The sequence below is a fragment of the Intrasporangium mesophilum genome, from assembly GCF_054783095.1.
In genome coordinates this window covers 66,382-80,825 of the sequence record NZ_BAAGRF010000013.1, presented here as the reverse complement: position 1 = coordinate 80,825, position 14,444 = coordinate 66,382, and the positions used below count along the sequence as shown (strand labels likewise).

Annotated in this window: 12 protein-coding genes; 6 read left to right on the top strand and 6 right to left on the bottom strand. The window is 69.7% G+C overall.

Annotated elements, in window-relative coordinates:
- The first annotated feature begins 84 nt into the window (after positions 1–84).
- Entirely contained in the window at positions 85–1,554 is a 1,470-nt protein-coding gene (locus ACYVLP_RS11970; protein ID WP_460627570.1) for a glycoside-pentoside-hexuronide (GPH):cation symporter, read from the top strand.
- A 134-nt stretch (positions 1,555–1,688) separates the two neighbouring features.
- On the opposite strand, the gene ACYVLP_RS11965 is transcribed toward ACYVLP_RS11970, so the two are convergent.
- Complete coding sequence (locus ACYVLP_RS11965; protein WP_460627569.1) at positions 1,689–2,555, bottom strand: aldo/keto reductase; 867 nt, start codon at positions 2,553–2,555, stop codon at positions 1,689–1,691.
- Positions 2,556–2,670: 115 nt separating this feature from the next.
- On the opposite strand from ACYVLP_RS11965, the gene ACYVLP_RS11960 reads away from it, so the two are divergent.
- A complete protein-coding gene (locus ACYVLP_RS11960) occupies positions 2,671–3,360 on the top strand; it encodes a GyrI-like domain-containing protein (protein ID WP_460627568.1) in 690 nt (229 codons plus the stop codon).
- A gap of 212 nt (positions 3,361–3,572) precedes the next feature.
- Here the strand turns inward: ACYVLP_RS11960 and ACYVLP_RS11955 are convergent, their stop codons facing one another.
- Positions 3,573–4,025: an SPW repeat protein gene (locus tag ACYVLP_RS11955; RefSeq protein WP_460627567.1), complete on the bottom strand. Its 453-nt coding sequence runs from the start codon at positions 4,023–4,025 to the stop codon at positions 3,573–3,575.
- 323 nt (positions 4,026–4,348) lie between these two features.
- Between ACYVLP_RS11955 and ACYVLP_RS11950 the strand changes: the two genes are divergently transcribed.
- Together ACYVLP_RS11950 and hcaB are read left to right on the top strand one after the other, a co-directional pair.
- Complete coding sequence (locus ACYVLP_RS11950) at positions 4,349–7,591, top strand: ATP-binding protein (protein ID WP_460627566.1); 3,243 nt, start codon at positions 4,349–4,351, stop codon at positions 7,589–7,591.
- Complete coding sequence (gene hcaB, locus ACYVLP_RS11945) at positions 7,572–8,381, top strand: 3-(cis-5,6-dihydroxycyclohexa-1,3-dien-1-yl)propanoate dehydrogenase (protein ID WP_460627565.1); 810 nt, start codon at positions 7,572–7,574, stop codon at positions 8,379–8,381. Before ACYVLP_RS11950 ends, hcaB begins: the two co-directional genes overlap by 20 nt.
- A 57-nt stretch (positions 8,382–8,438) precedes the next feature.
- On the opposite strand, the gene ACYVLP_RS11940 is transcribed toward hcaB, so the two are convergent.
- The 4 genes from ACYVLP_RS11940 to ACYVLP_RS11925 all read right to left on the bottom strand — a co-directional run bounded on the left by ACYVLP_RS11940 (position 8,439) and on the right by ACYVLP_RS11925 (position 12,089).
- Positions 8,439–9,110, bottom strand: coding sequence for a Clp protease N-terminal domain-containing protein (locus tag ACYVLP_RS11940; protein WP_460627564.1), 672 nt, complete (start codon positions 9,108–9,110; stop codon positions 8,439–8,441).
- Positions 9,110–9,328: a helix-turn-helix domain-containing protein gene (locus ACYVLP_RS11935; RefSeq protein WP_460627563.1), complete on the bottom strand. Its 219-nt coding sequence runs from the start codon at positions 9,326–9,328 to the stop codon at positions 9,110–9,112. Before ACYVLP_RS11935 ends, ACYVLP_RS11940 begins: the two co-directional genes overlap by 1 nt.
- 130 nt (positions 9,329–9,458) lie before the next feature.
- Complete coding sequence (locus tag ACYVLP_RS11930) at positions 9,459–11,036, bottom strand: LCP family protein (protein WP_460627562.1); 1,578 nt, start codon at positions 11,034–11,036, stop codon at positions 9,459–9,461.
- A gap of 189 nt (positions 11,037–11,225) precedes the next feature.
- On the bottom strand, positions 11,226–12,089 hold the full coding sequence (locus tag ACYVLP_RS11925) for a polysaccharide deacetylase family protein (RefSeq protein ID WP_460627561.1): 864 nt from the start codon (positions 12,087–12,089) through the stop codon (positions 11,226–11,228).
- Between the two features lie 152 nt (positions 12,090–12,241).
- Between ACYVLP_RS11925 and ACYVLP_RS11920 the strand changes: the two genes are divergently transcribed.
- Positions 12,242–13,018, top strand: a complete 777-nt coding sequence (locus ACYVLP_RS11920; protein WP_460627560.1) for a DUF427 domain-containing protein — start codon at positions 12,242–12,244, stop codon at positions 13,016–13,018.
- 141 nt (positions 13,019–13,159) lie between these two features.
- The gene (locus ACYVLP_RS11915; protein ID WP_460627559.1) at positions 13,160–14,347 is read left to right on the top strand and encodes an alkaline phosphatase family protein; all 1,188 of its coding nucleotides are present in this window, start codon (positions 13,160–13,162) and stop codon (positions 14,345–14,347) included.
- Positions 14,348–14,444 lie beyond the last annotated feature (97 nt).

Genomic DNA, 14,444 nt, shown 5'->3' with positions numbered 1-14,444 from the left:
ACTGATTGCCGCACGCGGCCCAGGGGCCCTGTACTTGAGGCACTACCCGGCAGAAATGCCTTGGCCCACAAAGGAGTTCGGCTGATGGCCACCATCACCACAGAGCAGATCGCTCAGAAGTTCATCGACGAGCGGCTGCCCAAGCGCTCGGTCGCGGGCTATGGTTTCGGCGACTTCGCCAACAACCTGGCCTTCTCCCTCAGCACCGCGTTCCTGCTCTACTACTACACCGATGTCGCCGGGCTCTCGGCCGCGGCGGTAGCCACGATGTTCTTCGTCGTGCGGCTCTGGGACGCCTTCGCCGACGTCTTCGCCGGGCGCCTCGTCGACCGCACCATGACGCGCTTCGGCAAGTTCCGCCCCTTCCTGCTCTTCGGCGCGGTGCCGCTGCTGTTCCTCAGCTTCCTCACCTTCCACATGCCCGAGTCGATCGACGACGGCGCGAAGCTGCTCTACGCGTACGTCACGTATGCCGCTCTGGGACTGGTCTACTCGCTCGTCAACATCCCCTACGGCTCCCTCGCCTCGGCGATGACCCAGTCGGTCAAGGAGCGCGCCAAGCTCGTGGCATCGCGATTCTTCGGCGGTGCGGTCGGCGGCGTCGTACTGACGTACATCATCGCGCCCCAGATCTCCGACCTGAAGGCGCAGCGGAAGACGATCTCGCCCGCGGAGTACCGGGAGCAGGCCCAGGCGATCTTCACCCAGACGACGCTGCTCTTCGTCGCCGTGGGGACGGCGGCATACCTCATCACGTTCTTCCTCTGTCGCGAGCAGGTCGTCAGGACCCAGCCGCGGGTGTCCTTGCGCGACACCTGGGAGACGCTGCGGCACAACCGCCCACTCGGCTACCTCTGCGCCTCGAGCTTCTTCTACCTCGTCGGGCTGTTCGCGGTCGGCGGCGCCTCGGCGTTCTACGCGCAGTACGTCATGGGCGACATCATGTGGCTCGGCCCGGTCACGCTCGTCAACAGCGGCATCTCCATCGTCGCGGCTCCCTTCATCCCGAAGCTGGTCGACCGGTTCGGCAAGAAGGCGCTCTTCCAGTGGTGTGGCCTGTTCACGGTCGGCGGTGGCCTGGCTCTCTTCTTCACTCCCACGGGTGCCATCGCGCCGGCGCTGATCTTCATGGGAGTCAAGGGAATCGGTGCCGCCCTCATCAACACCGTGATGTTCGGCCTGGAGGCCGACACGGTCGAGTACGGCGAGTGGAGGTCCGGCTCGCGCTCCGAGGGAGCGACGTATGCGGTGTTCTCCTTCACGCGCAAGATCACCCAGTCGATCGGTGGCGCGGTGGGCGCCGCGGCCCTCGCCTTCGGTGGCTACGTCTCGGCGTCGGCCGCAGTGCCCAACCCGGATCAGCCCGACTCGGCGATCCTGGCGATCCGGGTGACCATCGGTCTCCTGCCCGCCCTCGCTGCCGCCATCGCGATGCTGATCTTCTGGAAGTACCCGCTCACCGACCAGCGCTTCCGCGAGATCCGGAACGAGACCGAGCTGCGCAAGGCCCGGCAGGGCCACCTCATCGCACCCGACGGACAGGTCATCGAGTAGCGAGCAGGTCCCTCGCCGTGCCCTCTGATTCTGCTCTGTAATGCGGAGCAGAATCAGAGGGCCGCGACGGCGTCCACCTGGGCTGAGGTGTCTCGCGGGTGTCGCGGGTCTGGCGGGTGTGACGGCCAGACGGGTCAGAAGGGCATCGAGATGAACGGCGATGCGTAGGCCTCGTCGCCGACCAGCTGGCTTTCGGCCTCCGGAACCGGGACGCGGTTCATTTCGGCCTCGAGGGTCATGCCGAGAAGACCGACGTCGCCAGCAGTGGCGATGCCCGTCACCTCCGTGTGGGACAGGACCCAGGACACTGTCGCCGTGATGCGCTCCTGGTCGTGGTAGGGCTCGTACCAGGTCGTGTGCGAGTGATCGGCGCCGTCCGGCCAGTTGCGACGCGAGACGGTCTTGATCGTCATCAGACCCGCGTCCTGGCGGCGGACCTCCTCGACGAGGGCCGTGTAGTCGGTGCGGAACTGCTCGGTGCGCCAGAGCACCGGGTTCAGCGGCGTCAGCACCGTCGCGAAGGGGTAGCGACGTAAGGCCTCTCGGTGGGTTGCGGCCGCATCACGACCGTGACCGGTGATGCCGACCGCGCCGACCAGGCCCTCGCTCTGTGCGCGCACCGCCGCCTCGAGCGCCCCATCGGGCCCGGTGGCAGCGTCGAGCTCGGCCAGGTCGCCGATCGCGTGCAGCTGCAGCAGGTCGACGCGGTCCGTCTGGAGCCGTTCCAACGAGGCGTTGATCTCCTGCCAGGCGGCGTCCTTGGCGCGCTGGCCCGTCTTGGTCGCCAGGAAGATCCGGTCCCGGATCTGCGGCATCCACGGTCCGAGGCGCAGCTCGGCATCGCCATAGCTGGCCGCCACGTCGAAGTGGTTGATGCCGCCGTCGAGTGCCTCCTGGATCGACCGGTCGGCCACGTCCTGGGACACCTCGCCCAGAGCCGCCGCGCCGTAGATGAGTACCGAGCTCTGGTGTCCGAGGCGTCCGAGCCTACGCATCTCCATGAGCACCAGCCTCGACCTCCGAGGCGAGCCAGGCAACCCGGCCACCCTCATCCTCGAGACCGCTCCGCCTGATACGAGGCCGCAGACTTCGAGCTGATCTGATGAGGTCTTGATCATGGGCATTTCGTCCCTGGCGCGCTCAACCGACGCCCAGCAGCCTGGTGAGCAGGAGGCACTCATGACGATCACGGCTGACAGCGAGCACATCGACCGGCTGTACCGCGCCACGACCACACCACGGCTGGTGCGGGTGCCACGCCTCACGTTCTTGTGCCTCGACGGGCACGGCGACCCGAACACCAGCCCGGCCTATGCCGCGGCGGTCCAGGCGTTGTACTCGGTGTCCTATGCAGCCAAGTTCGCCGTCAAGAAGGCCGGCGGCCCGGACGTCAAGGTCTCCCCGCTCGAAGGGCTCTGGTGGGCCGAGGACATGAGCACGTTTCTGACAGGTGACAAGTCGGCGTGGGACTGGACCATGATGATCCGCCAACCCGACGCCGTGACCGCTGACCTCGTTGCACGCCTCGCGCAGGAGGCTGTGGCTACGAAGTCCATCGCCGCTGCCGCGGAGCTGAGGCTGGTCTCCTTCGAGGAAGGCGCCGCCGCGCAGGTGCTGCACGTAGGGCCGTACGCCACCGAGGCGCCCACGATCGCCCGACTGCACGAGTTCATCCGAGAGCAGGGGTTCACCTTCGATGGCCCGGGCCACAGCCACAAGCACCACGAGATCTACATCGGAGATCCCCGCCGGTCGGCGCCGGAGAGGCTGCGCACCATCATCAGGCAGCCGTATGCCGTGAGCTGACCGAACGCTGGGTCCCAGGCCCTACCGCGTCCGGCAGGGTGGCCCTGGGGCACCTGGCCTACGGAATCCAGCCGAGGGTGGGTTTCGTCGGCAGATCATGGAGTCATGCCTACGCGATCCCGTCGGGGCTGGATCTCGTAGGCCGATCTGATGTGTGGAGGCTCCGCCGGGGCCGGCGGAGCCTCTCGCTGTCGTCGGACGCGTCCGACGCGTCAGGCGCGTCGGCGCATCATCGGCATCGGCATCGACATGACCGCCATTCCACTCGCGACCACGACTGCACCCACGATCACGTTGCTGAGGATCATCGCCGTCGTGGTGCTGACACCTGCGACGACCCAGGGCGAGATGATCAGCCACACACCGAGCAGCGGGGTCACCCAGCTGAGCACGTGCGTGCGGGCGTAGTTGGTCGCGAACCCGAACGCCAGCATCGTGATCGCGATGCCGACGACCAGGTTGGTGGCCGTCAGTGAGGATGCCGTGGCGTTGAACCCGATGATCCACGCCGAGATCGCCGCATACGCGCCGGCGAGGAAGGTGAGCCCTTCCGCCAGCCATGCCAGCGACGTCTCGGACGCGACCTCGTAGCGCTCACGGAGCGCAACGATGTCGGGGTGCCGTGCCATCGACAGCTGTTCTTCTTCGGTCCTCTCGATCGACATACAGAACACCTCCTGCACGAGAAGACACCATCAGTATGCGCTGGTCGGGGGCGCATGGAACCGGCCGTTATGCGACATCCATGACGTGCTGATCCCGGCTCCGTCGACGGCATGCTTCTGAGGCCGCACCCCGGACGCCGAGGCCGCGCTGCAAGCCGAATCCGCGTACGGCCGCGCCGTCCCCGGGCTATCTTTCGTCTCAACCGGACCTTATGGAACCTCGTCATGACGGCGAGTCGCCGGTCGGAGGCGTGTTGGACAGTCCCACGGTGCAGGCGGCTGAGGCACAACGCCAGTTGCCTGCCGGGATTGTCACGTTCGTCATGACTGACATCGAGTCGTCCACGCGGCTCTTCCGGGAGCTGGGCGATGACTACGTCGGCCTTCTCGCCATCCACACGGGCCTGCTCAGAGAGGCCTTCGCTGCCCATCGGGGCGTCGAGGTCGCCACCGAAGGCGACGCTCTCGTGATGGCCTTCGACGACGCCGCCGAGGCTCTGCGCGGGTGTGTCGACGGCCAGCGCGCGCTGTGGGCCCACCCGTGGCCGCCTGGTGCCGAGATCCGCGTGCGGATGGGGCTGCACACCGCGGAGGCGGCGCCGACGGGGGACAACTACGTCTCGCTCGGGCTCCATCAGGCCGCGCGGATCTGCGCGGCGGCGCACGGCGGCCAGATCCTGCTGTCGGAGGCCACGGCAACCGCGGTGGCGGCGGACCTGCCGGCGGACGTGACGCTGTCAGTGCTCGGGTCCTTCCAGCTCCGAGGCTTCACGGCGCCTGCCCGCCTGCTCCAGGTGTGCCATCCCGAGCTTCAACGCGAGTTCCCGGCGCTGCGGGTCCACGGCGTGGTCCAGCACAACCTGCCGTTCCACAGGGCGGCCTTCGTGGGCCGTGACGACGAGCGGCGCGGCCTGGCCGACCTCATTCGCCAGACGGGGGTCGTGACCGTCGTCGGGCTGGGCGGGGTGGGCAAGACGCGCCTGGCGGTGCAGGTCGCGTTCGACGTGATGGACGAGTTCGACGATGGCGCCTGGCTGGTGGAGCTGGCCGCAGCGACGGATCGGCAGGCCGTAGCCAGCGCGATCGCTGCCGTCCGCCAGGTTTCGGAGGTGCCGGGGCGCAGCCTCGAGGACCTGGTGATCGATGACCTCTCGGGGAAGTCCGCCATCCTGGTGCTGGACAACTGCGAGCAGGTGCTCGACGCGGTCGCGGCCCTCACCGAAGAGCTGACTCAGCGGAGCCCGCACCTCGCAGTCCTTGCCACGAGCCGGGAGCCCCTTGCTATCGACGGCGAAGTCGTCTGGCGGCTGAACCCGCTTCCCGTTCCCGACCCCGCAGCCGCGAACACGGCGAAGGATGTGGGGGCGGACGCCGCTGTCCGCCTGTTCGAGCAGCGAGCGGCACTGGTACGCCCCGGTTTTCGCGTCTCCGACGCGAACGCGGCCGACGTCGCAACGATCGTGCGGCACGTCGACGGCCTACCGCTGGCCATCGAGCTCGCGGCGGCAGCGCTGGCGGACACCTCCCTCACCGGGGTCCTCGAGGGGCTGTCGGACCGCTTCTCGCTGCTCACCTACGGTCGCCGCACCGCGCCAGGTCGTCACCAGACCCTTCGAGCAGCTCTCGAGTGGAGCCTGGACCTGCTCGGTCCCGACGAGCGCCTGCTCTTCGCCCGCCTGGCCGCCTTCGCGCGCACCGGCACGATCGAGGCAGCCGGAGCCGTATGCGGTGTGCCACCTCTGAGCGAACGGTCCGTCCCGCAGCTGCTGCGACGGCTGCGTCGCGGCTCCCTGCTGTCCTCCGGCGACGACATGGAGCGGTGGACGATGCTCGACTCGGTGCATGAGCTGGCCGGCCTAGAGCTGACCGGGTCGGGGGAGGCCGACGAGCTGGCCGCGCGCCACCGTGAGTGGTTCGCCCGCCGCGCCGAGACCCTCGGCCACGACCTCGGCCTGCGCGGGCACGCTCAGGCGAGAGCCGACCTGCTGGCAGACCTGGACAACATCCGTCAGGCCCTGGCCACCGCCGTGAGCGCGGGGGACACCGACGGCGCGATCCGCACTGCTGCGGCCATGGCGCCGTTCTGGGTCTCGCACGGGGACTGGAGCGCTGGGGTCGCCCACCTGCGTCAGGCTCTCGACCTGCCCGATGGGTCCGAGCCCCTCCACGAACCGCTCCGCGGACCGGCCCTGGCCGCCCTCGGGAACCTCCTGATCCTCAAGGGCGAGACGACCGCCGCGAAGGAGTGTCTCCAGCGCGCGGTCGAGATCGCAACCCGTCACAACGACGAGGTCACCCTCGCGCGCTCTCGTTCCGGGCTGGGGTATGTCGCCTTCCGGGGATCCGACCTCGACGGCGCGCAGGAGCTCTGGCAGGAAGCCCTGGGACATGCCGAGCGAGCGGGCGACGAGAGGGTGGCTGCCGGCATACTGCGCAGCCTCGCGATCGCGTCGGGCAGCCGCGGTCGGCAGGACGAGGCGGGTGACCTGCTCGACCGAGCGATCCTCTCCGCGGAGCACGCCCAGGACGACCAGCTGCTGCGCCTGTTGTTCGGCTCGCGTGCGGAGATCGACCTGTGGGTCGGCCGCTACGAGCAGGCGATGGATCTCTATGGCCGGGCGCTCGGTCTCGCCTCGACGATCGGCGACCTGTCGGCCCGGCCCCTGCTGCTGTGCGAGCTCGGCTGGGTCTCCCTCCTCTCCGGCGACCTGGCCACTGCCGAGCGGCTCGCCTCGGAGGCGGTGGAGCTGGCCGAGGACCTCGGCAACCGCAGGACACTGTCCAGCTCGCTGCGCCTGCGGGCGGAGAGCCTCCTTCGGCAGAGCCGCTTCCCGGAGGCGGACGTGGACGTGCACCGGGCCCTCGTCGTCGCACAAGGGCTGGCGGCACCTGCCGAGATCGCGGGTGTGCTCTGCACGCAGGCCTGCATCGCTCTGGAGCGGCGGGACCACGCCGCGGCCGAACGGCTGGCGGAGTCCGCGCTGGCGATGACCACCCTCGGGCATGCCATGCGATCGACCTTTCCGCGATGGGTCCTGGGCGTGGTGGCCCTGGCCCGCGGCCGGCTGGAGACGGCTGCTGACCAGTTCCGCGCGGGTGAGGAGCACCCCGTGACGGAGGCCGCCCCCCGCCATCGCGCCAACAGCATGTGGGGGCTGGCGTGCGTGAGCCTGGCCGCGGGCCGGGTCCCGGAGGCGGCCCGGCTGCACCGCGTCGCGCTCGAGCTCCGACGCGACATGGGGGACCACCTGGGTGTCGCCGAGTCGCTCGTCGGGGCCGCCGCCGTCCTGGCTGAGGCCGACCCGCGTGCCGCCGCCGTCCTGCTCCGCGAGGCCGCGAGGCTGCGCAGCTCATGCGGAGCCGTGACGACCCCGCGTCAGGCCGACGACCTCGCGGCCGTTCGGTCGGCCTCGGGAGGACCTGAACATCTCCTGGAGGCGGATGAGCCTCTCCTGGAGGCAGACCCGGTGGCGCTGGCTCTGCGTGCACTCGAGGTGGTCGAAGGCTCAGCCGGCGCGCTGCCGGCGGACGACAAGGGAGGACAGTATGGGCTGGCTGGAAGGTGACGTGGCGCTCATCTCGGGCGCCGGGTCGGGGCTCGGGCGTGCCCTGGTGGACCGGTTCGTCGCAGAGGGCGCACGGGTGCTCGCGTTCGACCGGAACCCGGAGCGGGTCGCCGCCGTGGAGTCCGCCCACGGCGGCAGCGTGGTGGGAGTAGTGGGCGATGTCACCGTTGCTGCCGACAACGAGCGTGCCGTCGCCGCGGCTCTGTCAGCGTTCGGCCGGCTCGACACGTTCGTGGGCAACGCGGGCCTGTTCGACTATGGCGCTCGCCTGGTCGACACTCCGATGGAGGCCCTCGGCCGCGGCTTCGACGAGCTGTTCGCGGTGAACGTCAAGGCCTACATCCTCGGCATCAAGGCCGCGGTGGACGCCCTCATCGCATCAGGCGGCAGCGTCGTGCTGACGGCCTCGTTGGCAGTCCGAAACGCCGGCATCGGCGGTGTCGTCTACACCGCCTCGAAGCACGCCGTGGTCGGCCTGGTCGAACAGCTGGCCTTCGAGCTCGCACCCCACGTCCGCGTCAACGGCGTCGCACCGGGCTTCATGCGCACCGACATCCGCGGGCCCGGCGCGATGGGCATGGCCGACCGCACTCTGGACTCGATGCCTGACCTCGACCAGCTGGCGCGCGCCCTGCTGCCGCTGCAGTTCCTGCCCGAGCCGGCGGACTACACAGGCCACTTCGTCCAGCTCGCATCGCGCGTCAACGCCGCCGCGACCACGGGAGCCGTGGTCGAGTGCGACGGCGGCTTCTCGGTGCGAGGCATGATGCCTCCTCCCAGCGCGCCGTGAGTGGACGGACCTCTCCCGTCGGAACCTCGTAACGTCGGTCCATGGCGGGAGCGCAGATCAGCTCGCCTTGCGATACGAGGCGAGGACGGCGGCGCGCAGCGACAGGGCCGGTGAGCCGAGCGCCGAAAGGATCCCCGGAACGGTGCCTTCCTGCATTGCAAGCACACCGAGGGTGAGGTGCTCGACGCCGATGTAGTTGTCGTGCAGCGCTTTCGCCTCACGGAGCGCGAGCTCCAGGCTCTGTTTCGACCGCGAGGTGAACCGCAGGTGAGCGCAGGAGGCCGAGCCAGCGACCAGGGGCTCGTCGCTGCGGCGCCGTCTGCGGCGGGCGCGGCGGGCAATCTCGGCCAGCGGCCCCTTACCTCGCGCGGGTCGCCTGCCGCGTCGGGCGGCGAGGTGGTCTCGGGTGAGATCGTCCTGACCGAAGGCCGCTTCGATCCTGGCTCGGACGACGTCCAGGTCGATGCCGATGAAGGCCAGCGCCTCCCGGTCGAGTCCACTCAGCGGGTCGGCTGCCGGGCCTCGCCCGACGGTGCGCAGGATCTCCGCCTCGACGCTCTCGGGCGTGATGCCCGAGCCGCGCAGGACGGCGCCGGCCGGCTCGTCGGCCGCCGCTACCGCGAGGAGCAGGTGCTCGCACCCGATGAAGTCGTGCCCGAGCCGGCGCGCATCCTCCTGGGCCCGGACGACGATGCCGCGGGCCGTGTCGGTGAAGCGTTCGAACATCATCAGCCCCCGATCACACGGCCGTACTTGCGGTGGATGGTCTGCTTGGTGACGCCGAGGCGCGTGGCGATCTCCTGCCACGACCAGCCGAGCTCCCGCGCCTGCCGGACCTGAAGCAGCTCCAAGCGCTCGGCGAGGGCGCGAAGCGCGGCGACCGCGCGCAGTCCGACCTCAGGATCGTTGCTGGCAGCGCCCTCTGCTACCTGGAGTGAGGATTCCATGGTGTCAGCATATGCTGACACGGGATGGTCGTCAACATATGCTGACGGCACGGAGCGTGGCCGGCGCATGGCTCGTGCGGCCAGCCGATACGCCACGGCGCCCAGCCCCAGTCGTGGAGCAGGCCCCCGGTCACCCGCACTCGGAGGCAGGCTGGGTGGTCGCTGTCCGGCTCGGGGGCTTCGTTGCCGAGGGCGCGGACGTGGAGGGTGACGACGTGGACGTCGTCGATGGAGAAGGCGAGGACGGCTTGGGTGAGGCCGGCGCCGTGATGCCCTTGTCGACGAGTCGACGGATCCGGGCATAGTCGGGGTCGCTGCTGTCGATGCCCTGCGCCGCAGTGAGTGCGACACTCGTGATCGTCGACTTCTGGACGCGCTCGATGAGGTCGACGAATGCCGGCAGGCTCTGAGCCGGGATGTCCGTGTAGATGTTGTCCTTGGCGATCTGAAGCAGCCTCGGGTACTCGCCGAGCATGCGAGCAGGGTTGACCTGATTGACAATCGCCTTGATGACGCAGCGCTGACGCTGCTGCCGGAAGTAGTCGTCGTCCGCGGCACGGGTGCGGGCGTACCAGAGCGCGTAGTAGCCGGTGAGGTGCTGGTAGCCGGTCTTGAAGAAGCCCGTCTCGCCGACGACGCCCCCGTGGCCGTCGCTGTGGCCTTCGATCGGCAGGGGCAGGCCGGTGCCGCTGGGCTTCACGTCGATGTAGATGCCACCCATGGCGTCGACGAGCTGCTCGAAGCCTTTGAGGTCGATGACGACGAGGTGGTCGATCCTCAGGCCGACGATCTCCTGGATGACGTCACGGATCTCCCGTCGTCCCGGCACCCGGACGCCGGCGTAGGAGCCCGGGTGGTCGGCGTGCCATTGGTCGGCCTCGGTCCAGACCGCGTTGAGCGAGCAGTAGTCGGAATGGCTCGGGTCACGCTGGAGCCGGTAGCAGCTCGGGGCGCCGTAGATGCCGCTCGGATAGAGCCCCCGCAGCGGGCTGTTCTTGGGCAGCGGTGCGCGAAGGAGGTTGCGCGGCAGCGAGATCAGTGCCGTCCGGCCGGTCTTGGTGTCGATGCTGGCCACGATCATCGAGTCGGTGCGGGTGCCGGTCCGGCCCACGCCGGCGTCGGAGCCGAGCAGCAGGATGTTGACGCGGGACTGGGCGGCCCACGGGTCCTCATTCTCGGCGGCGGGGGTGCCGTGGCCAGGCAGGACAGGCAGTTCGGGCGTGGTGTCGAAGACAGTCGTGATGGTGCTCTGGGTCATCGCGGCATACTCGGCGACCTTGAAGCAGCCCGCGGCGACCGCGGAGACCATGACCGTCGTGAAGCCCGCGAGGATGACGGTGCGGGTGCGGTCGAGCCTCGCCGGCCGCGACCGGACCGCGGTGAGGATGATCGAGGAGCACCACAGCAGGCCGCCGGCGATGGCGCCGATGGTCAGCGCCTGCAGGGCCGTGGGCCGAGCGAGGAGGGACAGCGCCACGTTCGTCACGCCGGTGGTGAAGACGTAGTACGCCGCGGCGGCGATCCCGAGGATCGTCAGGACGAGCAGAGTCCATCCGGCCTTACGGCTGCGGGTCTGCGTGAGGCCCGCGCCCGGAAGGATGGTGCCGAGAGCGGTCAGCCCGAGCGCGCGACGGAAGTCCGCAATCGACTGACGGCGCAGGGCATTCCGAGTCTGCGGCGCCGGATCGTGCGCGTCTGGTTGGGTCATCGCGGCCTCTCATCGGCTCGCACACACGAACCGAGGGACATCCTGACACCCTCCCCTGATAGTCAACTCACGAATTGGTGGAACCTGCCTCACAGCGAGCCGGAAGACGACCGGGAAGCGGGCCCCACCGGTCAGCGCATCGTGCCGTGGAACGGCTTGCCGGGGCAAGCCCCGGTGGTCGCGCCCGCCTCACGTGGACCCAGCCAGCAGCTCGGTCATCGTCACCGCGGAAAGCCCGCGTTGCTGCAGGCCGTCGAGGATGCCGGGCAGGGCCGCCGCCGTCCCGGCATGTCCGAGGTGCAGGCTGACGATGCTCCCGGGGCGGACGGCGGCCAGGGTCCGGTCTTGGACCGCCGCCGCGCCCGGGTCGAGGTAGTCGAGCGGGTCGACGTCGTACGAGATGCACCGGTGGTAGCCCGCTGCGAGCGCGGCCGCGCGGATCGTGCCGGTGCTCAGCTGGGTGCCGGACGGCCGGAAGAGCAGGCCCGCGCTGCCGCGGACCGCTGCCACCGCAGCCGCGCCACGGCTCACCTCGAGGTCGGCCTCGGCGGGCGTGAGGCGTCTCATGGGCCGGTGGCTGTACGTGTGGTTGCCCAGGTCGTGACCGCCCGCGAGGATCGCCCGGCCGAGGCTCGGGCTCGCCTGCAACCACGTGCCGACGGCGAACACGGTCACCTTCGCGCCGTGCGCTCGCGTGATGTCCAGCACGCGGAGCGTGAGCTCGGCCGGACCTGCCCCGTGGAACGTGAGCGCGACGCGGGGCGCGCCGGCGGGTCCCGCCTGGATGTCGGGTCCGGTCGACTCGAGCACCGCGGGCGCGCCCGCGCTCGACCCGGGCGGTATGCCGGAGGGCGAGCCGGGTGCGCTCGGTGCGGTCGTCGTCGGGTGGCCGGCGGTCGTCGTCGGGGCTGACGGCGAGGCCGATGGCGACGGCGACGGCGACGGGGTCTGCGACGACGAGGGGGTGTCGCACGCGTCGAGGCCGACCGACCCGAGTGCCACCGCGGCCGCCGTCATGACGGCGCGGCGCGTGGGGCGGGGTCCGGCGGCCATGCCCGAGTCATACTCCTCGACGCTGGCTTCACCCTGAGAGGTCAGCACGAAGGACGCGGACGAACCACCCAGCCCCGCGGACAGCGCCCGGCGAGCCCTGCGGCATACGAAGCCTGCTTGCGGACGGGCCCGGCCGTGCTCATGCTGAAGGCATGGCCACGGACCTGAACCAGCAGTGGTTCAGCGGGCTCACCGAGCTTCGCTACACCGCCACCCCGAAGCGACTGCGCGCGCTCCTCGACGGTCAGACGGTCATGGACACCCGCGACGCCGTCCTCGTCTACGAGCCGCGTCGCGTCGTCCCCTGGTATGCCGTGCCGCCGGGTGATCTTCACCTGGCGCTGACCGAGCACGACCCGTCCCCGGTGCCCGAGGTCTCCGCTCCGGTGCTGCCGCCTCTGAACAACGACTGGCACACGGTGCCGGGCCGGTCACTCCATCTGGAGGGCCACGGTGAGGTGGCCTTCCGGCCTGATGATCCCGACCTCGATGGCCGGATCCTGGTGCGCTGGGAGCCCTTCACTTGGATGGAGGAGGACGAGCCGGTGATGGGCCATCCGCACGACCCGTTCAAACGGATCGACGTCTTGCGCAGTGACCGCCACGTCCAGGTCCAGGTCGGCGGGGACACCGTCGCGGAGTCGACTCGGCCCGTGATGCTGATCGAGACGCAGCTGCCGGTGCGGTGGTACCTACCGCGCGAGGACATCCGGATGGACCTGCTGACGCCCTCGGACACGCACACGGTCTGCGCCTACAAGGGAGTCGCCTCGTACCTCAGTGCGGACGGCGCCCCTGACGTGGCCTGGTTCTACCCCGAACCGCTCCACGATGCGCTCCCGGTCAAGGACCTCGTCTGCTTCTGGAAACCCGCGACCGTTTTCGTCGACGGTGAGCCCGTGGACACCTCGATGCCTGGCCGTCCCTGACCAGGATCCACCTCGCCTGGAGCAGCTCACGCAGGCCGCGCACCGCGGCCGCAGTTCCAGATCGGTGAGGCAAGGAGATCCAATGGGAAACTGGCAGCTGGACCCGTTCCACACGCCCTCCGAGGCCGGGAGGCGGCATACGTGAGCGGAATTCCTGGGCACCGGGTCATCGTGTTTCTCCAGGAGAACAAGACGACGGACTTCTACTTCGCGACGATGGCGGCGTGGGGCGCCGTCGTCGCAAACACCGGGGCGCTGCTCGCCAACCCTCCGGACTTCGACCAGCCTCATGACCGCAACGCGTGGGTGCACTACTCGATGGGCAACTACCCGGCGCTTCCGGCGCAGGTGGACACCGACGTCGTGATCCCGTTCTACGCCTGGCTGGCCAAGCAGTTCGTCTTCTGCGACCACCATTTCGGGTCGGGGTCGAACTCGACGCCGGGTCACATGCTCGCGGTCGGCGGGCAGATGCCGACGTTGAAGAACCCGCCGTTCACCGGCCCGCACCCGGTCTGGGACCTGCCGTCGATCTTCACCGTCGCGCAGACCGCCGGGGTCGGGTGGGCGGCCTTCCCCGACCAGTCCGGCTACCCCACCAAGTTCTACGCCTCGTTGACCACGGCGCCCGGCAACGCCAACGTGCTCCCGCCCAGCCAGTTCGTCCCGATGGCCAAGGCCGGCACCCTTCCACAGGTCTGCTACGTGTGGAGCCCGGCGGGGTACGACGAGCACCCTCCCTTCGTCAGCCACCCCGACTACGTCACCAAAGGCCATGACCTCGTGTGGCGGCGGGTCCAGGCTGTCATCGACGGCGATGGCTGGCAGGACACCACCTTCGTGCTCACCTGGGACGACTGGGGCGGCTACGCCGACTCGGTTCCGACCCCGGCCATCGAGACGGTCCCCGACGCGCTGCACCCGGACGGGTATGCCGCGATCGGAGGTTCACGCATCCCGCTGGTCATGTTCGGCGGCAAGGTCGGCCAGCACATCGACGCCCAGTGGCACTCGCACGCCAGCATTCCCAAGACGATCATCGACCTGCTCGGCCTGCCGCCGATGCAGGTCCCACGCGTCGACGATGCCCCGTCGCTGGCGCACCTCGTCGACCCTGGCCTGGATCGGCCGGTCCCGCCGGCGCCCGGCGACGTCGTCACCCAGCCCACGCCACCGGACCCGCTGCCCGAGCCCGATCCCACCGCGCCGTGGGCGGGCCCGTTGGGCGAGCCGATGCCGCCGCTGGTCACGCTCGACGGAAGCGTCGTGCCGGCTCCCACCGACGGTCTGGTCCACCGAAGGCCGCCAAGGCCACACAAGCCCCTGTAACGGGCGTCCGACTTGTCCACTCGACAGGCGATTGGACAAGTTTGTTGCGCCGTGCCGCAAATGTTGCCGCCCTTCCAGGCCCGGTCAATACTGGCCG

Coding starts and splice junctions, on each gene's coding strand:
- ACYVLP_RS11940 (WP_460627564.1), bottom strand. CDS start 9,110: ATGATGTTCGAACGCTTCACCGACACGGCCCGCGGCATCGTCGTCCGG.
- ACYVLP_RS11930 (WP_460627562.1), bottom strand. CDS start 11,036: ATGACCCAACCAGACGCGCACGATCCGGCGCCGCAGACTCGGAATGCC.
- ACYVLP_RS11965 (WP_460627569.1), bottom strand. CDS start 2,555: ATGGAGATGCGTAGGCTCGGACGCCTCGGACACCAGAGCTCGGTACTC.
- ACYVLP_RS11970 (WP_460627570.1), top strand. CDS start 85: ATGGCCACCATCACCACAGAGCAGATCGCTCAGAAGTTCATCGACGAG.
- hcaB (WP_460627565.1), top strand. CDS start 7,572: ATGGGCTGGCTGGAAGGTGACGTGGCGCTCATCTCGGGCGCCGGGTCG.
- ACYVLP_RS11920 (WP_460627560.1), top strand. CDS start 12,242: ATGGCCACGGACCTGAACCAGCAGTGGTTCAGCGGGCTCACCGAGCTT.
- ACYVLP_RS11960 (WP_460627568.1), top strand. CDS start 2,671: ATGGGCATTTCGTCCCTGGCGCGCTCAACCGACGCCCAGCAGCCTGGT.
- ACYVLP_RS11950 (WP_460627566.1), top strand. CDS start 4,349: ATGACTGACATCGAGTCGTCCACGCGGCTCTTCCGGGAGCTGGGCGAT.
- ACYVLP_RS11955 (WP_460627567.1), bottom strand. CDS start 4,025: ATGTCGATCGAGAGGACCGAAGAAGAACAGCTGTCGATGGCACGGCAC.
- ACYVLP_RS11935 (WP_460627563.1), bottom strand. CDS start 9,328: ATGGAATCCTCACTCCAGGTAGCAGAGGGCGCTGCCAGCAACGATCCT.
- ACYVLP_RS11925 (WP_460627561.1), bottom strand. CDS start 12,089: ATGGCCGCCGGACCCCGCCCCACGCGCCGCGCCGTCATGACGGCGGCC.